The organism is Streptomyces sp. NPDC032721 (genome assembly GCF_055579625.1).
Genome location: NZ_JBVIMX010000008.1, coordinates 1 through 18,928, shown reverse-complemented (window position 1 = coordinate 18,928; position 18,928 = coordinate 1). Strand labels below are relative to the sequence as shown.

Sequence of the window (18,928 nt, the reverse complement as noted above, 5' to 3'; positions counted from 1 at the left end):
GTGTTCTATTACGTGCTCAAGTACGTCTTCATCGGACCGTTGTTGAGGTTGTTGTTCCGCCCCCGGATCGAGGGGCTTTCGAACGTGCCCGAGAGCGGGGCGGCGATCGTCGCGGGCAATCACCTGTCCTTCTCCGACCACTTCCTGATGCCCGCCGTGCTGAAGCGGCGGATCACCTTCCTGGCGAAGGCCGAGTACTTCACCGGGCCCGGGGTGAAGGGGCGGCTGACGGCGGCGTTCTTCCGCAGTGCGGGGCAGATCCCGGTGGACCGTTCCGGCAAGGAGGCCGGGAAGGCGGCGGTGCGCGAGGGGCTCGGAGTGCTGGCCAAGGACGAGCTGCTGGGGATCTACCCGGAGGGCACGAGGTCGCACGACGGACGGCTCTACAAGGGCAAGGTCGGGGTCGCGGTGATGGCGATCACCGCGGGCGTGCCGGTGGTGCCGTGCGCGATGGTGGGCACGTTCGAGATCCAGCCGCCGGGACGGAAGATCCCGAAGATCAAGCGCGTCACCATCCGCTTCGGGGAGCCCCTCGACTTCTCCCGGTACGCCGGAATGGAGAAGGAGAAGGCGGCGCTGCGGGCCGTCACCGACGAGATCATGTACGCGGTGCTCGGGCTGTCCGGGCAGGAGTACGTGGACCGCTACGCGGCCGAGGTGAAGGCCGAACAGGCTGCGCAGGGGCGGAAGTTCCCCAGGCTGCGACGCTGACGGCGGAATCGCCGTGGGCGAAACGCCCTTGGACCCGGTGATCACGGTCCGTAGCGTGCACGGCATGACGACAGAGGGAAGCAGCAGGTCCAGGGGCAGTGCGCTCGTCGTGGGCGCGACGGGACAGATCGGCCGGGCGGCGGTGCGCGCGCTGGCCGCCGACGGGTGGGAGGTGCGGGCGGGCTCGCGCGGTGGCGGCCGGGGCGAGCGCTGGCCGGCGGAGGTCCGTACGGTACGGGTGGACCGGGAGGACGACGCGTCGCTCGCGGCGGCGGTCGGCGACGGTGTGGACGTGGTCGTCGACATGGTGGCCTTCACTGAGGCGCACGCACGGCAGTGGACGGCGTTGAGCGACCGGATCGGGTCGGCCGTGGTGATCTCCAGCGTCGCGGTGTACGCCGACGACCAGGGACGCAGCTTCGACACCCAGGAACAGCCGGACGGCTTCCCGCGCTTCCCGGTGCCGCTGGCGGAGACACTGGGGACGGTGGCCGCGGGCGACACGTCGTACGGCACCCGGAAGGTGGCGATCGAGCGGGAGCTGCTGACCGCGCGGGACCTGCCGTCGACGCTGATACGGGCGGGTGCCGTGCACGGTCCGCACTGCCGCACTCCGCGCGAACTGTACTTCGTGAAGCGGGTGTTGGACGGGCGGCCGGTCCGGGTGCTGGCGCACGGCGGCGAGAGCCGGTTCCATCCGGTGCACGTCGACAACCTGGCCGAGCTGATCCGGCTGGCGGCGGCGAAGCCGGGCAACCGGGTGCTCAACGGGGGCGACGCCGAGGCCCCGACGGTGGCCGGGATCGCCGTAATGATCGACCGCGTGATGGGGGCCAAGAGCGAGCTGGTCACCCTGGCGGGGCCGCCCGCCGAGGGCGCTGTGGGTGAGACTCCGTGGAGCGCGACGCACCCCGTGGTGCTCGACATGGGCTCGGCCGAAAGGGAGTTGGGGTACCGCCCGGTGACCGGGTACGAGGAGTCGCTGCCGGCGACGGTGGAGTGGCTGGTGGGGCAGCTGAAGGGGCGCGACTGGGCGGAGGCGTTCCCGAAGATGGCGGCGCGCGGGGACATGTTCGACTACGCGGCGGAGGACGCCTGGCTGGCGAAGCGGTAGCGCGCCCACGCGCACTATTGGCCCACGCGCCTTGGCCCACGCTCCTTGAGCGTGGGAAGGGGCAGCCGGTGGGAGAGCACCGGCCGCCCCTTCGTTCACTTGGCCGGTGTTACTCCGGCTTGGGCGTGGCGTGCGGTGCGCACGTCACGTCGCGGCTGTCCAGCTTGCCGCTCACCAGGTACGACTGGACCCGTGTGTCGATGCACGGGTTGCCGATGTTGGTGATGCCGTGCGAGCCCGCGTCGCGCTCGGTGATCATGCGCGAGCCCTTGAGACGCTTGTGCAGTTCCACCGCGCCCTCGTACGGCGTGGCCGCGTCCCGGGTGGACTGGGTGATCAGCACCGGCGGCAGGCCCTTGCCGGTCCTGACCTCCGTGGCGTGCTGCTGCTTGACGCCCCAGGTGGCGCAGGGCAGGTTCATCCAGGCGTTGGACCAGGTGAGGAAGGGGTACTTCTCGTGCAGCCGGGTGTTGTCCCGGTTCCACTTGTTCCAGCTGGTCGGCCACTTGGCGTCCGCGCACTCGACCGCCGTGTAGACGGCGTTGCCGTTCTCGCTGGCGATGTTGCCCGCGGTGTCGCTCAGGTCGGGGCCTGCCGCCTCGACGAGGGCCTTGGTGTCACCCGCGAGGTACTTGCTCCAGGTCGAGGCGACGGGCGCCCAGCTGGAGTCGTAGTACGGGGCACCCTGGAAGAAGATGATCAGCTCGGCCGGGCCGACGACCCCGCCGATGGGGTTCTTCTTGGCCGAGGCGCGCAGCTTGTCCCACTGCTTGCGCACCTTCTCGACGGTGTTGCCGATGTGGTAGGTCGCGTCGTTCTTGGCGACCCACTGCATCCAGTCCTTCCACCGGCCCTCGAAGGCGATGTCCTGGTCGAGGTTGACCTCGTACCAGATCTTCTTCGTGGACGGGTTGACGACGCTGTCGAGGACCATGCGGCGCACGTGCGTCGGGAAGAGCGTGCTGTAGACGGCGCCCAGGTAGGTGCCGTACGAGACGCCCACGTAGTTGAGCTTGCGGTCGCCGAGTGCGGCCCGGATGACGTCCAGGTCGCGTGCGGTGTTGGGGGTCGTCATGTGCGGCAGCATCCAGCCGCTGCGCTCCTTGCAGCCCGCCGCGTACTCGGCTGCCAGCTTGCGCTGTGCGCTCTTGTCGGCCTCGCTGTCGGGCACCGGGTCCAGCTTCGGCGCCTTGACGAACTCCTGCGGGTCGACGCAGGAGATCGGGGTCGACTTGCCGACACCGCGCGGGTCGAAGCCGACCAGATCGTACGCCTTGGCGGCGCCCGCCCAGATCGGGTTCTTGGTGACCACCCGGCGCGGGAACCTCAGCCCCGAGCCGCCGGGGCCGCCCGGGTTGTAGACCAGGGAGCCCTGCCGGTCCTGCTTGGAGCCGGTGTTGCCGATCCGGTCGACGGCGAGGGTGATCTGCTTGCCGTACGGCTTGCTGTAGTCCAGCGGTACGGAGACATAGCCGCACTGGATGGGCTTCTCCAGGCCCCAGTCGGCGGGGCAGTCCTTCCAGGCGATGCCGGTACGGGCGGCCCGTGCCGCCGCCACCTGCACTCCGTACGCCTCGGAACTGCCGGTCTGGAGGCGGCTGTTGGTGTTCTGCCGGCCCTGGGTGTCGTCCGCCGTCGCGGCGGGCGCCGCCATCGCTCCTGCTATGAGCGTGCCCGCGAGCAGGGTGCCGGCCGAGCCGAGCACTGCGGTGCGTCGCAAGTGGTACCTCCCCCTGTGAGTTGGCCCGCGCCCTGAATGGGGCGTCCGGCGGCATCCTTCCGCCAGGTGGGCCACCGGGAGAAGACCGTACTGGTGTTTCTTTGCCGAACCAATAACCGTGCGGCATGTCCCGTTGAGCGGTACTCCGGGGTTCTCCGGAGGCCCGGTGGCCCTCAGGCGGCGGGCACGAAGGCCCGGCTCCGCACCTCGGCCAGCACGCCGTCGAGCACCCCGCGCAGCTCGCGGGCGTCCGGTGCGACGGCCGTGACGAGGAACCCGGGGCCCGCGAGCGGGGTGAGCACCGCGTGCTCGCCGAGCATCCTGGGCAGCACCGGTTCCTCGGCCAGCCTCGGGTCCACCACGAGGAGCTGGCCGATTGCGCGGTGGCCGCCCAGGACCGCGCCGCCGTCCCAGCCGCCGGGGGCGCCGGGTCCGTAGCGCAGTTCCTGGTCGAACAGGGGGCGTCCGGCGCGGCGGACGGTGAGGCGGGTGGCGAGGGTGCCGGTGGGCTCGCCGTGCCGGCCGAGCACCTGCTCCTCGCGGAGCACCAGGCGGGCGGTGGGGGCAAGGCCGACGCGGGTGGTCATGCACAGGTCGCTGCCGTGCGCGGAGATGAGCTGCTCCGGCAGCCAGTGCAGCTCCGCATCCTGACCCACCGTCAGGCGTACGTCGTACGAGGCGGGTTCGGGGACTCGGCCGGGCAGGGCCACGGTGGCCGCCGCCGCGTCGACGGTCAGCCGGACCCCGTCCCGTACCTCCGCCTCGATCGCCAGCCGGTCCCCGCCCAGCGGTGCGCTCATCGCGCCGACGACGGTGACCCTGCTGGCATCGGGCCCGCCCGTCAGGTCCCTCGTACGGCGCAGGGCGAGCGGCCCGTCGCTCTCCAGGAGCGGCAGCCGGCCGCCCCGGTCGGCGACGATCCGGGCGGTGGCGCGGATGCTCACGCCGTGACGCTCTTCGCGGTCCAGTCGGCCAGTTGGGCGCGCACCCAGTCCGCGATCGGCTTGACGCCCTCGCCGGTGGTCAACGAGGTGAAGGCGACGGGGAGTTCGCCGCGCTGCTCCTTGGCGTCGCGGGCCATCCGCGCCAAGTCGGAGCCGACGTACGGGGCGAGGTCGGTCTTGTTGACGACGAGGAGGTCGGCGGTGGTGACGCCGGGGCCGCCCTTGCGCGGGATGTCGTCGCCGCCCGCCACGTCGATGACGAAGATCTGGGCGTCGACGAGCCCCTTGGAGAAGGTCGCGGTGAGGTTGTCGCCGCCGGACTCGACGAGGATGAGGTCGAGCGGGCCGACCGCGTCCTCCAGGTCCTCCACCGCTTCGAGGTTGGCCGAGATGTCGTCGCGGATGGCGGTGTGCGGGCAGGCGCCGGTCTCGACGGCCTGGATCCGCTCGGGCGGCAGGACGGCGTTGCGCAGCAGGAACTCGGCGTCCTCGCGGGTGTAGATGTCGTTGGTGACGACGGCGAGGGAGAGGGTGTCGCGCAGTTCGCGGCAGAGGGCCGCGACGGTGGCGGTCTTGCCGGAGCCGACCGGTCCGCCGAGTCCGATGCGCAGGGCGCGGCGGGTGCCGTCGGGGCGGGCGGCGTCGGCGCTGACGGCGGAGGCGGAGTGTCCGTGGTCAAGGTGCATGGTGCGGCTCCTCGTTGCTTGCGGTGATGCGGTTGTTGAGGCGTTGGGATGTTGAGGGGTTGGGATGTCGGGGTGTTGGGGTGTTGAGGTCTCGGGAGGCGAAGGGCGTTACGAGGCGAACAGGCGGACCGGCCAGGCCGCGTGCGCTTCCGCCGTGATGTCGAGCAGCGGCGCCGAGGCGGCGGGCAGCTCGTCGATGTCGCCCCGCAGGGCCGCCTCGGCGGCCCGCCGCGCGACCTCGTCCATCTCGGGCGCGAGCCGTGCGAGGACACCGGTGGCCTCGAACGGGTCCAGGCTCAGCAGCCGTACGACGGCGGTCGCCGCACCACTGACGCTCTCGTACGCGGCACAGTGCGCGGCGTCCTCGGGCCCGAGCCCCGCCGCGCGCGCCGCGAGACCAAGTACGACGGGCTGGTGCGCCCCGCGCGGCCGGGCGGCGGCGAGCGCGTCGAGCTCGGCGGACGGCCAGGTGGCGCGGGCGGCCCGCATCATCTGCCGCCCCAGCTTGCGGGCGGTGGCCCGCAGCGCGGGCGACGGGGTACGGGCGTCCGCCGCTTCGTCGAGCTCCAGCGGATCGAGCCCGCAGGCGGCCCCGGCGGCGAGCCCCGCCGAGGTGAGGCCGCTGGTGTGCAGCCGTCCCCGGCAGAACTCCGCCAGGTCCCGGTGGTCCCGGATCCGGCCCGCCTTGACGGCGCCCTCGGCCCCGCCGGAGTGCGCGTGTCCTCCGGCGGGAAAGCGGCCGTCGGCGAGCACCAGCAGTGCGGCCCGCGAGCCACCGGACCGTACGGGAACGGCTTCGGGCGACGGCATGGCTTGCGGAAGGAAATCCATCGTGTCCACGCTCAGAAGAGGAAGTAGCGCTGGGCCATGGGCAGTTCGGCCGCCGGGGCGGGGTCCACGGCGTCGCCGTCGATGGTGACCGTGAAGGTGTCGGCGTCGACCTCGACCCTCGGCATCGCGTCGTTCTCCCGCATGTCGGCCTTGGTGACGCCCCGGGTGCTGGTGATCGGCACGAACTGCTTGCCGAGGCCGAGGCGTTCGGTGATGCCGTCCTCGATCGCGGCCTCGGCCACGAAGTTGAAGGAGTTCGCGGCGGGCGCGCGGCCGATCGCTCCGAACATCGGGCGGGGCAGCACCGGTTGCGGGGTGGGGATCGACGCGTTGGCGTCGCCCATCTGCGCGTACGCGATCTGGCCGCCCTTGATGACCAGCAGCGGTTTCACGCCGAAGAATGCGGGTTCCCACAGGACGAGGTCGGCCAGCTTGCCGGTCTCGACGGAGCCGATCTCGTGGCCGAGGCCCTGGGCGACGGCCGGGTTGATCGTGTACTTGGCGACGTAGCGGCGGGCCCGGTGGTTGTCCGCGCGGCCGTCGCCCGGCAGGGTGCCGCGCCGCTTCTTCATCACGTGGGCGGTCTGCCAGGTGCGCAGGATCACCTCGCCGACCCGGCCCATGGCCTGCGAGTCCGAGGAGATGATCGAGATCGCGCCGAGGTCGTGGAGGATGTCCTCCGCCGCGATGGTGGAGGGGCGGATCCGGGATTCGGCGAACGCCAGGTCCTCGGGGACCGCCGGGTTCAGGTGGTGGCAGACCATCAGCATGTCGAGGTGTTCGTCGAGCGTGTTGAGGGTGTGCGGTCTGGTGGGGTTGGTCGAACTGGGCAGGACGTACGGCTCGGAGACGACGGTGATGATGTCGGGTGCGTGCCCGCCGCCCGCGCCCTCGGTGTGGTACGCGTGGATGGTGCGGCCCGCGATGGCGGCGAGGGTATCGCCGACGAAGCCCGCCTCGTTCAACGTGTCGGTGTGGATGGCGAGTTGGGCGCCGGTCTCGTCGCAGACGGACAGGCAGGCGTCGATGACGGCGGGGGTGGCGCCCCAGTCCTCGTGGATCTTGAAGCCGAGTGCGCCGCCCCGGAGCTGGGCGTGCATGGCCTCGCGGGACATGGTGTTGCCCTTGCCGAGCAGGCCGATGTTGACGGGGTAGTGCTCCAGCGCCGCGAACATCCGGGCCAGGTGCCAGCTGCCGGGGGTGACCGTGGTCGCCTTGGAGCCCTCGGCGGGGCCGGTGCCGCCGCCGACGAGGGTGGTGATGCCCGAGGACAGCGCCTGGTCGACGACGGTCGGCGAGATGAAGTGGACGTGGGCGTCGATGGCGCCGGCGGTGACGATCCGGCCGTTGCCCGCGATGATCTCGGTCTCGGGTCCGATGACGAGGTCGGGGTGGACGCCGTCCATGGTGTCGGGGTTGCCGGCCTTGCCGATGCCGGTGATGCGGCCGTCGCGGATGCCGACGTCGGCCTTGACGATGCCCCAGTGGTCGAGGATCACGACACCGGTGATGACGGTGTCGGGGGCGCCCTCGGCCCTTGTCGTACGGGCCTGGCCCATCGACTCGCGGATGACCTTGCCGCCGCCGAACACCGCCTCGTCGCCCGCGAGGCCGGGCCCGCCGGAGCGGTCCTCCTCGATCTCGACGAGCAGATCGGTGTCGGCGAGCCGGATGCGGTCGCCGGTGGTGGGGCCGAACAGGTCGGCGTATACGGCCCGGGAGATCCCGGGGTGTGCGGACGTGCGGTCGCCGCGTATGGACTCAGGCATCGAGGGCACCTCCGGTTTCCCCGCGCAGACCGGCGATCACGCGCAGGCCGCCGATGGGGACGAGTTCGACGTCGACGGGTACGCCGGGCTCGAAGCGCACGGCGGTGCCCGCGGCGATGTTCAGCCGCAGGCCGCGGGCGGCGGCGCGGTCGAAGTCGAGACCGGGGTTGGCCTCGGCGAAGTGGTAGTGGGAGCCGACCTGGACGGGCCGGTCGGCCGCGTTGAGGACGGTGATACGGGTGACGGGGCGGCCCTCGTTGATCAGTACGGGCGCCTCGGCATAGAGGATCTCGCCGGGAATCACGGCGGCCGGGGCGGCCGGGACCCCGGGGTTCTGCTCGCTCATCGGTGTCTGTGGCCCCGTCACTGGATGGGCTCGTGGACGGTGACCAGCTTGGTGCCGTCGGGGAAGGTGGCCTCGACCTGGACGTCGTGGATCATCTCGGGGATGCCGTCCATGACTTCGTCGCGGTGCAGCACCTTGCGGCCCGAGGACATCAGCTGGGCGACGGTGTGCCCGTCCCTGGCGCCTTCGAGGATGTGCGAGGTGATGAGGGCGACCGCCTCGGGGTGATTGAGTCTCACCCCGCGCGCCCTGCGCTTCTCTGCCACGTCCGCGGCCACATGGATGAGCAGTCGTTCCTGCTCGTGCGGGGTCAGCTGCACGGGTCCACACCTCACAGTCCTCGCGCCGGACCACCCGGCCCGGCTGCCGCGGTCTCCACGACGGAAATAGGTGTACCACTCACCTAGCAAAGCAGAAGCAAAGTGCCCGCCAAGGGTGCGGTCCGTCAGGTGACGTCGTGTCGAGGCTAGTTGTGCGGAGTTTCCGTCGCGTTAACTCAGCCGTCGGTGCTTTCGCCCCGGTATTCGGCCGCGATGCCGAACCTCCGGCGTTCGCCGGCAGCGGACGCCGCCGCACCGAACGACGAGACGGAACTGATCACCTGCTCCTCCGCGACCTCCGGCTCGCTCTCCAGTCGCTCCAGGTCAGCGGCCGAGACCAGGGCGACGAGCGGCTTCCCGTGACGGGTCACGACCACCCGCTCCCCGCCGTACACGACGCGGTTGATCAGGTCGGCGAGCTCAGCGCGGGCTTGCGTCACCGGAATCTCGTAGGTCATGCTCCCCATCGTACTGAACGTACGTCCTGTACATTTTTTACATGAAGGGAGCGCGCCATGATCCAGCCGTCCACCCGCTACGTCCTGCCGTCGTTCACCGAGCGCACCAGTACCGGGACCCGCACGCTCGATCCGTACTCGAAGATGCTCGGCGAGCGGATCGTCTTCCTCGGCACCCCGGTCGACGACGCCTCGGCGAACGACATCGCCGCCCAGTTCATGTACCTGGAGCACGACGCCCCCGACCAGGACATCTCGCTCTACATCAACTCCCCCGGCGGCTCGTACACCGCGATGTCGGCCATCTACGACACGCTCCGGTTCGTGACCTGCGACGTGGAGACGATCTGTCTGGGCCAGGCCCTGGACAGCGCCGCCGTGCTGCTGGCCGCCGGTACCCCGGGCAAGCGGCTCGCGCTGCCCGGCGCCCGCATCGCGCTCAGCCAGCCCTCGCTGGACGAACCGCAGCGGGGCCGGCCCACCGATCTGGAGATCCAGGCGCGGGAGCTGCTGCGGCTGCGCGAGATGACCGCCGGGATGCTGGCCCGGCACACCGGGAGGCCCGCCGAGGAGATCGAGGCCGACTTCGACCGTACGAAGGTGCTCGACGCCGAAGAGGCCCTGGAATACGGGCTGGTGGACCGGATCGTCGCGAGCCGCCGCGGCGCCTCACCCACCGCACTGCGGTGAGCGGCCGGATGCTGCCGCCGGAACTGCCGCCGCTGCCCGCCCTGACCCGGGCCGAATGCGACCTGGTGGACAGCTACTTGGAGGTCGTCGACCTGCTGGGCCGGATCAACCCGGCCCGCACGACGGACACTTACGGCGCCCTGCGCGCCGCCCAGGCCCTGGTCGGCCGGGCCACGGCCCTGCGCGACGCGCTCACCCTGATGCACGACCGGGGCGAGAGCGGCCTGCACCCGTTCGCCCTGGCCCGGGCGCTGCGCGTACTGGACGGCGAGCGGCGGGCCGGGCGGCTCACCGTGCCGCCGGAACAGGCGAGTTGATCACTCGCGGGCCCGCACGGGTACCAGAGCGCCTCCCCCATTCGGCCCATCGGTGTCTGCGCCATTGGTACTGATCGAGTTGCGCAGGGCAGCCGCAGCACAAGCGGAGTGATCCGTTTCGCCGCTGGTGCGGGCGTCGTCGGGTGGCGACGCCCATGATCGGATCCGTCCTTGTCCACCCGAACGGCCCAGTGGTGAGGAGCCTCACAAACCCCCCTTTCCGCTCGGAAACCAGACGTTCACCGGGTCAAGATCCGTGGGACGACAAGCCCCCGCCGTCGTGGCGGGGCGGCCTTGGCGGACGCCGCACCCGGCGCCGCCGGGGCGTCTGGTCGACGAAGGGTTGCGCATGACTGCGCACGCAAGGATTCGGGTCCCGTCGCTGATCGCCAGGGCCTCCACCGCATCGGCCCTCACCCTCGCCGTGGTGTGCGGCGGCATGCTGGTACCGGGCGCCGCCTCGGAGGCGGCAGCGGCGACCCATGCGACGAAGGCACTGCAGATCGCCGCCTCCAAGCGGGGCGCCCCCTACAAGTACGGGGCGGCGGGCCCGTACCGCTTCGACTGCTCGGGGCTGACGCTCTACTCGTACAAGCGGGCGGGCAAGAGCCTGCCGCGCACCGCGCAGCAGCAGTACAACAAGACCCGGCACATCAGCCGGTCCCAACGGCAGCGCGGGGACCTGGTGTTCTTCCACCGGGGCCGCAGTGTCTACCACGTCGGCATCTACGCCGGCGCGGGCAAGATCTGGCACTCGCCGAAGCGGAACACGGTGGTGCGGCTGGAGCGGATCTGGTCGAAGAACGTCTGGTACGGCAGGGTGCGGTAGCCCCTCGCCCGGTTCCTCTCTGCCGGTTCCCGTCCACCGGTCCCCCGCTGCGGCTCTCCCGCCGCCGCTATCTCTGCACCCGTACGTCCCAGGGCAGGGCGATCCACACCGTCTTCCCGCCCTCGGCGGTGGGGGTGACCGACAGCCGCCCGCCGCATTCCGCGGTGAGGGACCGAATGATCACCATCCCCCGTCCGTTGTCCTGCTGGACCGCGGCCGGCAGGCGCTGGGGCCAGCGCGGGTGGCTGTCGGTGACGCCGATGCGCAGTTGTTCGTCGCGCTCCAGCTGGACGTCCACGGTGAAGTTGGGCGACTGGCCGAAAGTGTGCTGGACGGCGTTGGTGGCGAGTTCCGAAACGATCAGCCGAATGGTGTCGGCCGCTTCGCAATCCTTCGGAAGTCCCCATTCGGCCAGCACTTCGGCCACGTACTTCCTGGCTGTCGACACCGAGGCAGGATCGCTCGGCAGGGTGACGGATACTTCCTGGTGGTCTGCCATGGCGACACTGTCCCTTTCCCACCGGGGCTGGACTCGGACTCGTAACACGGATCCGTGCGGGGGCGGCCCCGGTACTCTGCTTCCGCCCGTGTTCCGCGCCAGAGTGTCACTCATGGTGCAGTCACCGTCGGCGTTCCTCCCAGACATACATATATCTGCCACTCAAAGTAGTGAACTCTGCTACGCGAGACCGTATTTGACCGGCAGACTGGCCCCCGGCGGGGAAGGGATGCAACGCGATAAGGAGTCGGGAATGCGGCACGGTCCCGCGGTACGCCGCCGCAAGCTGGGGGAAGAACTGCGCAGGCTGCGCGACAGGGCAGGGCTCACCAGCCCGGAGGTCGCGCGCCTCGTCGGATGGCACCAGTCGAAGGTGAGCCGGATCGAGACGGGGCGCAGCGGCGCGAAGCCGGAGGACGTGGCGCTGCTACTCAGCGTGTACGACGTGACGGAGCCCCAACTCCGGCAGCTGCTGGAGGCGTTGGCCGAAACCTGTGGTGAGTCGGGGACGCAGTGGTGGCACGCCTACCGGGGTCTCCTGCCGCCCCAGTACCGGGACTTCATCAGTCTGGAGTCGCGGGCGTGCACGGCCAGGACCCTGGAGACCTCGGTGGTGCCGGGGCTGTTGCAGACGCCGGACTACGCGCGGGCGGTGACCCGGGTGATGCTGCCGGAGCTGCCGGAGAAGAAGCTGAACTCGCTGGTGGAGGTACGGCTGGCCCGGCAGGAGGTACTGCGGGCGGCCGAACCGCTGGAGCTGAGCGTGGTGCTGGACGAGGCGGTGCTGCGCAGGGTGATGGGCGGGCAGCGGGTGATGAAGGAACAGGTGCGTCAGCTGCTGGAGACGGCGCAGTTGCCCCACGTCCGGTTACAGGTGTTGCCGTTCGCGGCGGGAGCGCACGCGGGTCTCACCGGTGCTTTCGTTATCTTCTCCTTTCCGAACATTGCCGATCTGGATGTGGTTGTTATCGACCACTTGGCGAGTAGCCTCTATCTGGAACGGAAAGAACATCTGACGGAATACACCGCGGCATTCCAGCGGATCCAGGCCCAGTCCCTGCCTCCCGAGGACTCGCTGGACATGATCGCCGGCATTCACTGAACCCGCTCGTTCCCGCTCGTTCCCGCTCGTTCCCGCTCTTTCCCCTTCGTTCAGGCGCGTTCCCGCTCCACTCCCGCCGGTCCGCCGGCCCGCCGTTCCACAACCCCATACCGGTGACGACGCACGGGGAGGAATCCATGCCCCCACACCTCCAAGTCGTACGTTCCAGCCTTCTCCTGCACGGCGCAGCGTGGCGCCGCAGCAGCCGAAGCACGGCCATGAACAACTGTGTCGAGACGGCTTCGGTCCCTCTCGGCCTCACCGCGGTCCGCGACTCCAAGCGGATCACCGGCCCCGCTCTCCTCTTCACCGCCTCCTCGTGGTCGCGCTTCGTCGGCGCGGTGCGCGAGGAGGTGCTGTGAGCGGCGCCGGCCGAAATTGAATTGACGAACCGTCAGATCGAGGGTGCGGTACGGACGATGGCGTCCACCGCACCCTCGATCTCCGCGTCCGTGAGGTCGGCCCTGGCCGTCAGCCGCAGCCGGGAGATGCCGTCCGGCACGGACGGCGGGCGGAAGCAGCCGACCGCGATCCCTTCGGTCCGGCAGTCCGCCGCCCACCGCAGGGCCGCCTCCGCCGACGGCGCGCGCACCGACACCACGGCCGCGTCCGGCCGTACGGCGGCGAGCCCCGCGGCGGTCAACTTCCCGTGCAGCGCGGCCGATACCTCAAGGGCACGGGCCGCACGCCCGGGTTCGCGGCGCAGCATACGCAGGCTCGCGAGCGCGGCTCCGGCGGCGGCCGGGGCGAGCCCGGTGTCGAAGATGAAGGTGCGGGCCGCGTTGACGAGGTGGTCGATGACGCGTGCCGGGCCGAGCACCGCGCCGCCCTGACTGCCGAGGGACTTGGAGAGAGTGACCGTGGCGATCACGTCGGGGGCGCCCGCGAGTCCCGCCGCGTGCGCCGCGCCGCGTCCGCCGTCGCCGAGGACGCCGAGCCCGTGCGCGTCGTCGATGACGAGCGCAGCCCCGAACTCCCGTACCACCGCGATGTGTTCGGCGAGCGGGGCGGCGTCGCCGTCGACCGAGAAGACCGAGTCGGTGACCACCAGTGCCCGGCCGGTGTGGCCGTCGAGTGCCTTGCGCACGGCGGCGGGGTCCGCGTGCGGCACCACGGCGGTCTCCGCGCGGGAGAGCCGGCAGCCGTCCACGAGGGAGGCGTGGTTGCCCGCGTCGGAGACGATCAGTGAGCCCCTGGCGGTCAGAGCGGTGAGCGCGGCCAGGTTGGCGGCGTAACCGGAGGACAGTACGAGTGCGGCCTCGAATCCGGTGAACTCGGCGAGCTCCCGCTCCAGTTCGGTGTGGAGTTCGGTGGTGCCGGTGACGAGCCGCGAGCCGGTGGCGCCCGCGCCCCAGCGGTGGGCGGCCGACGCGGCGGCCCCGGTGGTCTCCGGGTGGCGGGTCAGGCCGAGGTAGTCGTTGCTCGCGAGGTCGAGCAGCGGGCTGTCCGCGGGGCGCGGTCGCAGCGTCCGGACGAGTCCGGCCCTGGCCCGGCGCTCGGACTCCTCCTCGATCCAGCCGAAGGGGTCGGCGGAAGCCGGTTCCTGGCGGTCCTGGAGGTCCTGGAGCATGGGTGATCCCCTCGGGGCGCGATGGTGCGGGAGCACGGCCGTACGACGTGGAAGCGCAGCCGTACGTCAGCCGTATTTGTAGGCAGCCCACAGACACTAGCCGGACGGAACCACCGTCAGGGTGTGGCAATACCCACACCTCGAACCCGCGCTCTTGTCCGAATCCTCCTTGGCCCGGAGCCGTGGCGTACGTCAGGATCATGCGCATGGACCTGCTGAACACACTGGTGGAGAAGGGGTTGCGGCGCGAGCTGCCGACCCGCGAGGAAGCGCTCGCCGTACTGGCGACGACCGACGACGAACTGCTCGACGTGGTGGCCGCCGCGGGCAAGGTGCGCCGTCAGTGGTTCGGGCGGCGGGTGAAGCTGAACTACCTGGTCAACCTGAAGTCGGGTCTGTGCCCCGAGGACTGCTCCTACTGCTCGCAGCGGCTGGGCTCGAAGGCGGAGATCCTCAAGTACACCTGGCTGAAGGCCGACGAGGCGTCGAAGGCCGCCGCGGCCGGTGTCGCGGGCGGCGCGAAGCGGGTGTGTCTGGTGGCGAGCGGGCGCGGTCCCACGGACAAGGACGTGGACCGGGTCTCGAAGACCATCGAGGCGATCAAGGAGTCCAACGAGGGCGTCGAGGTCTGCGCCTGCCTGGGCCTGCTCTCCGACGGCCAGGCGGAGCGGCTGCGGGCCGCGGGCGCCGACGCGTACAACCACAACCTCAACACGTCGGAGTCGACGTACGGGGACATCACCACGACCCACACCTACGCGGACCGGGTCGAGACCGTCCAGCAGGCGCAGGCGGCCGGGCTGTCGGCCTGCTCGGGTCTGATCGCGGGCATGGGCGAGTCGGACGCGGACCTGGTGGACGTGGTGTTCTCGCTGCGCGAGCTGGACCCGGACTCGGTGCCGGTGAACTTCCTCATCCCGTTCGAGGGGACGCCGCTCGCCAAGGAGTGGAACCTGACGCCGCAGCGGGCGCTGCGCATCCTGGCGATGGTGCGGTTCGTCTGCCCGGACGTGGAGGTACGGCTCGCGGGCGGCCGCGAGGTGCACCTGCGCACGATGCAGCCGCTCGCCCTGCACCTGGTCAACTCGATCTTCCTGGGCGACTACCTGACCAGCGAGGGCCAGGCCGGGCAGGCGGACCTGGAGATGATCGCGGACGCGGGCTTCGAGGTGGAGGGCACCGACACGACGACGCTGCCGGAGCACCGGGGCGGCGGCGCGTGCGGTTCGGTGTGCGGGAGCGGGGAGCCGGCGGGCGAGGAGCCGGCAACCGGCGAAGCGGTGGCCCCGTCGGTTCCCGGTGCGCGCACCGACCTGGTGTCCGTACGCCGCCGGGGCGCGGGCACCGATGTGGCGCCCAATGCCTGAGCCGGCTCTCGCCCCCGACGAGTTGCTCCGCCTCGACCGGGAGCACGTCTGGCATCCGTACGGTCCGATGCCGGGGCGGGCCGAGCCGCTGATCGTGGAGTCGGCCTCCGGCGTACGGCTGCGGCTCGGCCGGCCCGCGTACGGGCAGACCGAGCTGATCGACGGCATGTCGTCCTGGTGGTCGGCCGTGCACGGCTACAACCACCCCGTCCTCAACGAGGCGGTGCAGGACCAGCTGGGGCGCATGAGCCATGTGATGTTCGGCGGGCTCACCCACGAGCCCGCCGTCCGCCTCGCCGCCCGCCTGGTGGAGATCACCCCGGAGCCGCTGCGCCACGTCTTCCTCGCCGACTCGGGATCGGTCTCGGTCGAGGTCGCGGTGAAGATGTGCCTCCAGTACTGGCGTTCGGTGGGCCGGCCCGCCAAGCAGCGCCTGATGACCTGGCGCGGCGGCTACCACGGCGACACCTGGCAGCCGATGTCCGTCTGCGACCCCCAGGGCGGGATGCACGAGCTGTGGCAGGGCGCACTGCCCCGCCAGCTCTTCGTCGGCCCGCCGCCGGTGGAGTACGAGGAGGAGTACGCCGACGAACTGCGCCGGACCGTCGCCTCGCACGCCGACGAGCTGGCGGCCGTGATCGTCGAGCCGGTGGTGCAGGGCGCGGGCGGTATGCGGTTCCACTCGCCCGAGTACCTGCGGGTGCTCCGCGAGGCCTGCGACGCGCACGACGTGCTGCTGGTGTTCGACGAGATCGCCACCGGCTTCGGCCGTACGGGCACGCTCTTCGCGGCCGGCCAGGCATCGGTCTCCCCCGATGTGATGTGCCTCGGCAAGGCGCTGACCGGCGGCTATCTGACGATGGCGGCGACTCTGTGCACGGCGAGGGTGGCGGACGGGATCTCGCGGGGCGAGGTCCCCGTGCTGGCCCACGGCCCGACCTTCATGGGCAACCCGCTCGCCGCCGCCGTCGCCTGTGCGTCGATCGACCTGCTGCTCGGCCAGGACTGGCAGCAGGAGGTCAAGCGGCTGGAGGCGGGCCTGCGCGACGGGCTGGCCGCCGCCGCGGACCTGCCGGGAGTGCGGGAGGTACGGGTGCTGGGCGGCATCGGCGTCGTACAGCTCGAAGGACCGGTGGACATGGCGGCGGCGACGGAGGCGGCGGTGCGCGAGGGGGTCTGGGTCCGGCCGTTCCGGGACCTGATCTACACGATGCCGCCGTACGTGACGTCGGACGCCGACCTGGCGCGCATCTGCCGCGCGGTCACGGCGGCCGCGGCGACCCACCGCGCGTAGTTCCTGCCTTCCTCCCCTGCTCCAGCACCTCTCAGAGAAAGCCCCTCCCCTATGACCGTCCTCGTCATCAGCGGCACCAACACCGACATCGGCAAGACCGTGGTCACCGCCGCCATCGCCGCCCTCGCCCGTGCTCAGGGCAGGAGCGTCGTCGTCCTGAAGCCCGCGCAGACGGGGGTCGGTCCCGGTGAGGACGGGGACGCCCAGGTGGCGGCGCGGCTCGCCGGGGAGGGGGTGGCGGCCGTCGAACTCGCCCGGTTCCCCGAGCCGTTGGCCCCCGCGACGGCCGCCCGGCGGGCGGGAATGGCGCCGGTCACTCCGCAGGACGTGGCCGATGCGGCGGCGAAGCTGGCGGCCGAGTACGACCTCGTGCTCGTCGAGGGCGCGGGCGGTCTTCTCGTACGGCTGGACTCCGACGGCGGCACCCTCGCCGACGCGGCACGGCTGCTGGGCGCGCCCGTCCTCGTGGTCGCCGCGCCCGCCCTCGGCACGCTCAACTCGGTGCAGCTGACCGGCGAGGCCCTGCGGGCACGGCAGCTGACCGCGCTGGGCGTGGTGATCGGCAGCTGGCCGGACGCGCCCGGTCTGGCCGAGCGGTGCAACGTCGAGGAGCTGGCCGAGATGGCGGGGGCGCCACTGCTTGGCGCCGTGCCCGAGGGGGCGGGTGCCCTGGAGCCCGTACGGTTCCGGGAGGCTGCGCGGGAGTGGCTGGCGGCGGAGCTGGGCGGTGGCTGGGAGGCGACGGCCTTCGCGGAGGGCGTCCGTTGACGCGTGGGGTTCCATAAGTAAGGTGCGGGGCATGCGAGCACGAATCGACGAGATCGTTTTCGACTGTGCCGACCCGGCGGCCCTGGTGCGTTTCTGGGCGGCCCTGGTGGGCGGCGAGCCGGTGGACCGGGATCCTGACTGGTCGTACATCGACGTACCGGATTTCACCCGGCTCGCGTTCCAGCGCGTACCGGAGGGCAAGTCGGTGAAGAACCGGCTGCACATCGACCTGGTGGCGGACGACATTCCGGCCTTCAGCGCGGAGGCGGAGGCGCTCGGGGCGAAGCTGTCGGGCGGGATCGTGACGCAGGAGCCGGGTTCGTTCCAGGTGCTGCTGGACCCGGAGGGCAACGAGTTCTGTTTCGTCTCCGGATGAGATTCGGGGCCGTGTCTGGCTAGTCGCGCTCCGTACCGGGCACACTCGCCCTGTCCGTCCGTTCCACGGAGGAGGGCCACCATGGCGGTACGTCCGGTGTCAGGGGCAGGGTCGGGTTCGGGGAGAGGCGGCCGGGGCAGGGGCAAGGTGCCTCCGCGCGACGCCGTGCACCACCCGCTGTTCGCCCGCGCCTACGCCAGGATCAGCATCGCCGCCGACCGGCACGGCGGGGTCGCCGCGTACCGGGACGAACTGCTGCGCGGGCTCTCCGGCCGGGTCCTGGAGATCGGCGCCGGAAACGGGCTGAACTTCGCCCACTACCCGGCGGCCGTCTCCGAGGTCGTCGCCATCGAACCGGAGGGCTCCCTGCGGAAGCTGGCGATGACGGCGGCCCTGAAGGCCGAGGTCCCGGTGGACGTGGTGCCGGGTGCGGCGGAGGCGCTGCCGGTCAAGAGCGAGGCGTACGACGCGGTGGTGTTCTCGCTGGTGCTGTGCAGCGTACGGAACGTGGAGCGGGCCCTGTCGGAGGCGAAGCGGGTCCTGCGGCCCGGCGGTGAGCTGCGGTTCTTCGAGCACGGCCGGGGCGGCGGGCGGTGGATGCGAATGTCCCAGCGGGCGGTGGACCGTACGGTGTGGCCGCTGCTGTTCGGCAACTGTCACACCGCGCGGGACCCGCTCGGCGCGATCGGGGCGGCCGGGTTCGAACTCGGCGAGTACCGGCGGCTGATGGTGCCGGAGGGCGGCTTGCGGGTGCCGTCGTCGCCGTGTGTACTGGGGGTGGCGCGACGGCCGGAGGCGGTGTGAGGCGCACCGGCCGGCGGCACGGCAGGCGGGTTCAGTCGCTCCACCGGCGCAGCTCCTCGGCGAGGGCCCTGACGTCCGCCTTGCCGTCCTTGACGAGCCTGGCCAGGTCCCGTACCCGCTCGGGCGAGGGCCGGATGCCCAGCCCGCAGGCCATCAGGTAGCCGTAGGCCACCGAGGTCGCGTACATGGCGTTGGAGCGCTCCAACGCCGGTACGTGGAGCAGGAGTTGGAGCAGCGCGGCGGCGCGGGCGTACGGGTCGGGGTAGACCGGGACGCCGAATATCTCCGCCTCGTGGCGGGCGACGGCGGCCACCAGCGCGCCACGTTAACTGAACTAGTTCCGTTCTTCTCGCAGGTCAGGTGACGTTTCGGAGATCCGCGCGTTAGTCGGTCCGTGAACGAGTCAGAGGCAC

At 71.3% G+C, this 18,928-nt stretch carries 23 protein-coding genes; 12 read left to right on the top strand and 11 right to left on the bottom strand.

Features of this window, described 5'->3' with window-relative positions; all coding sequences use genetic code 11:
* Together ACZ5PB_RS17845 and ACZ5PB_RS17840 are read left to right on the top strand one after the other, a co-directional pair.
* Positions 1–711: a lysophospholipid acyltransferase family protein gene (locus ACZ5PB_RS17845; RefSeq protein ID WP_468692164.1), complete on the top strand. Its 711-nt coding sequence runs from the start codon at positions 1–3 to the stop codon at positions 709–711.
* 64 nt (positions 712–775) lie between these two features.
* A complete protein-coding gene (locus ACZ5PB_RS17840) occupies positions 776–1,825 on the top strand; it encodes an NAD-dependent epimerase/dehydratase family protein (RefSeq protein ID WP_468692162.1) in 1,050 nt (349 codons plus the stop codon).
* Positions 1,826–1,934: 109 nt separating this feature from the next.
* Here ACZ5PB_RS17840 and ACZ5PB_RS17835 read toward each other — a convergent pair whose 3' ends face one another.
* From ACZ5PB_RS17835 to ACZ5PB_RS17800, 8 genes are all read right to left on the bottom strand, one after another.
* On the bottom strand, positions 1,935–3,545 hold the full coding sequence (locus tag ACZ5PB_RS17835) for an alpha/beta hydrolase (protein ID WP_468692161.1): 1,611 nt from the start codon (positions 3,543–3,545) through the stop codon (positions 1,935–1,937).
* 173 nt (positions 3,546–3,718) lie between these two features.
* Positions 3,719–4,489, bottom strand: a complete 771-nt coding sequence (locus tag ACZ5PB_RS17830; RefSeq protein WP_468692159.1) for an urease accessory protein UreD — start codon at positions 4,487–4,489, stop codon at positions 3,719–3,721.
* Positions 4,486–5,175, bottom strand: coding sequence for an urease accessory protein UreG (gene ureG, locus ACZ5PB_RS17825; RefSeq protein ID WP_468692158.1), 690 nt, complete (start codon positions 5,173–5,175; stop codon positions 4,486–4,488). Before ureG ends, ACZ5PB_RS17830 begins: the two co-directional genes overlap by 4 nt.
* A 108-nt stretch (positions 5,176–5,283) precedes the next feature.
* Positions 5,284–5,985, bottom strand: a complete 702-nt coding sequence (locus ACZ5PB_RS17820; RefSeq protein WP_468692664.1) for an urease accessory protein UreF — start codon at positions 5,983–5,985, stop codon at positions 5,284–5,286.
* A 32-nt stretch (positions 5,986–6,017) separates the two neighbouring features.
* Positions 6,018–7,775: an urease subunit alpha gene (locus ACZ5PB_RS17815; RefSeq protein WP_468692155.1), complete on the bottom strand. Its 1,758-nt coding sequence runs from the start codon at positions 7,773–7,775 to the stop codon at positions 6,018–6,020.
* Positions 7,768–8,079 carry an urease subunit beta gene (locus ACZ5PB_RS17810; RefSeq protein ID WP_468692663.1) on the bottom strand — a complete coding sequence of 104 codons (312 nt, stop codon included), beginning with the start codon at positions 8,077–8,079 and terminating at the stop codon, positions 7,768–7,770. The genes ACZ5PB_RS17815 and ACZ5PB_RS17810 overlap by 8 nt, the downstream gene beginning before the upstream one ends.
* A gap of 59 nt (positions 8,080–8,138) precedes the next feature.
* The gene (locus ACZ5PB_RS17805; RefSeq protein ID WP_362415799.1) at positions 8,139–8,441 is read right to left on the bottom strand and encodes an urease subunit gamma; all 303 of its coding nucleotides are present in this window, start codon (positions 8,439–8,441) and stop codon (positions 8,139–8,141) included.
* Positions 8,442–8,617: 176 nt separating this feature from the next.
* Positions 8,618–8,899 (bottom strand): type II toxin-antitoxin system Phd/YefM family antitoxin, encoded by a 282-nt coding sequence (locus ACZ5PB_RS17800; protein WP_468692153.1) that lies wholly within the window; start codon positions 8,897–8,899, stop codon positions 8,618–8,620.
* A 57-nt stretch (positions 8,900–8,956) separates the two neighbouring features.
* Here ACZ5PB_RS17800 and ACZ5PB_RS17795 point away from each other — a divergent pair, with 57 nt between their 5' ends.
* The 3 genes from ACZ5PB_RS17795 (at position 8,957) to ACZ5PB_RS17785 (ending at position 10,735) form a co-directional block, all read left to right on the top strand.
* Positions 8,957–9,589, top strand: a complete 633-nt coding sequence (locus tag ACZ5PB_RS17795) for an ATP-dependent Clp protease proteolytic subunit (RefSeq protein ID WP_468692152.1) — start codon at positions 8,957–8,959, stop codon at positions 9,587–9,589.
* An 8-nt stretch (positions 9,590–9,597) separates the two neighbouring features.
* Positions 9,598–9,906: a hypothetical protein gene (locus ACZ5PB_RS17790; protein ID WP_468692661.1), complete on the top strand. Its 309-nt coding sequence runs from the start codon at positions 9,598–9,600 to the stop codon at positions 9,904–9,906.
* A gap of 349 nt (positions 9,907–10,255) precedes the next feature.
* Complete coding sequence (locus ACZ5PB_RS17785; protein WP_468692149.1) at positions 10,256–10,735, top strand: C40 family peptidase; 480 nt, start codon at positions 10,256–10,258, stop codon at positions 10,733–10,735.
* Positions 10,736–10,802: 67 nt separating this feature from the next.
* Here the strand turns inward: ACZ5PB_RS17785 and ACZ5PB_RS17780 are convergent, their stop codons facing one another.
* Positions 10,803–11,234 carry an ATP-binding protein gene (locus ACZ5PB_RS17780; protein WP_468692148.1) on the bottom strand — a complete coding sequence of 144 codons (432 nt, stop codon included), beginning with the start codon at positions 11,232–11,234 and terminating at the stop codon, positions 10,803–10,805.
* Between the two features lie 253 nt (positions 11,235–11,487).
* Here ACZ5PB_RS17780 and ACZ5PB_RS17775 point away from each other — a divergent pair, with 253 nt between their 5' ends.
* Together ACZ5PB_RS17775 and ACZ5PB_RS17770 are read left to right on the top strand one after the other, a co-directional pair.
* Entirely contained in the window at positions 11,488–12,336 is an 849-nt protein-coding gene (locus ACZ5PB_RS17775) for a helix-turn-helix domain-containing protein (RefSeq protein WP_468692146.1), read from the top strand.
* Positions 12,337–12,473: 137 nt separating this feature from the next.
* Positions 12,474–12,698, top strand: coding sequence for a DUF397 domain-containing protein (locus tag ACZ5PB_RS17770; RefSeq protein ID WP_468692145.1), 225 nt, complete (start codon positions 12,474–12,476; stop codon positions 12,696–12,698).
* A gap of 32 nt (positions 12,699–12,730) precedes the next feature.
* Here the strand turns inward: ACZ5PB_RS17770 and ACZ5PB_RS17765 are convergent, their stop codons facing one another.
* Complete coding sequence (locus ACZ5PB_RS17765) at positions 12,731–13,906, bottom strand: 8-amino-7-oxononanoate synthase (RefSeq protein ID WP_468692142.1); 1,176 nt, start codon at positions 13,904–13,906, stop codon at positions 12,731–12,733.
* 206 nt (positions 13,907–14,112) lie between these two features.
* Between ACZ5PB_RS17765 and bioB the strand changes: the two genes are divergently transcribed.
* The 5 genes from bioB (at position 14,113) to ACZ5PB_RS17740 (ending at position 18,515) form a co-directional block, all read left to right on the top strand.
* Positions 14,113–15,273, top strand: a complete 1,161-nt coding sequence (gene bioB / locus ACZ5PB_RS17760; protein ID WP_468692140.1) for a biotin synthase BioB — start codon at positions 14,113–14,115, stop codon at positions 15,271–15,273.
* Entirely contained in the window at positions 15,266–16,567 is a 1,302-nt protein-coding gene (locus ACZ5PB_RS17755) for an adenosylmethionine--8-amino-7-oxononanoate transaminase (protein WP_468692139.1), read from the top strand. The genes bioB and ACZ5PB_RS17755 overlap by 8 nt, the downstream gene beginning before the upstream one ends.
* Positions 16,568–16,618: 51 nt before the next feature.
* Positions 16,619–17,335: a dethiobiotin synthase gene (gene bioD, locus ACZ5PB_RS17750; RefSeq protein WP_468692137.1), complete on the top strand. Its 717-nt coding sequence runs from the start codon at positions 16,619–16,621 to the stop codon at positions 17,333–17,335.
* Between the two features lie 31 nt (positions 17,336–17,366).
* Positions 17,367–17,711 (top strand): VOC family protein, encoded by a 345-nt coding sequence (locus tag ACZ5PB_RS17745; RefSeq protein WP_468692136.1) that lies wholly within the window; start codon positions 17,367–17,369, stop codon positions 17,709–17,711.
* Between the two features lie 81 nt (positions 17,712–17,792).
* Entirely contained in the window at positions 17,793–18,515 is a 723-nt protein-coding gene (locus tag ACZ5PB_RS17740; protein ID WP_468692134.1) for a class I SAM-dependent methyltransferase, read from the top strand.
* Between the two features lie 31 nt (positions 18,516–18,546).
* Here ACZ5PB_RS17740 and ACZ5PB_RS17735 read toward each other — a convergent pair whose 3' ends face one another.
* Positions 18,547–18,831 carry a fic family toxin-antitoxin system, toxin component gene (locus ACZ5PB_RS17735; RefSeq protein WP_468692660.1) on the bottom strand — a complete coding sequence of 95 codons (285 nt, stop codon included), beginning with the start codon at positions 18,829–18,831 and terminating at the stop codon, positions 18,547–18,549.
* Positions 18,832–18,928: the final 97 nt, after the last annotated feature.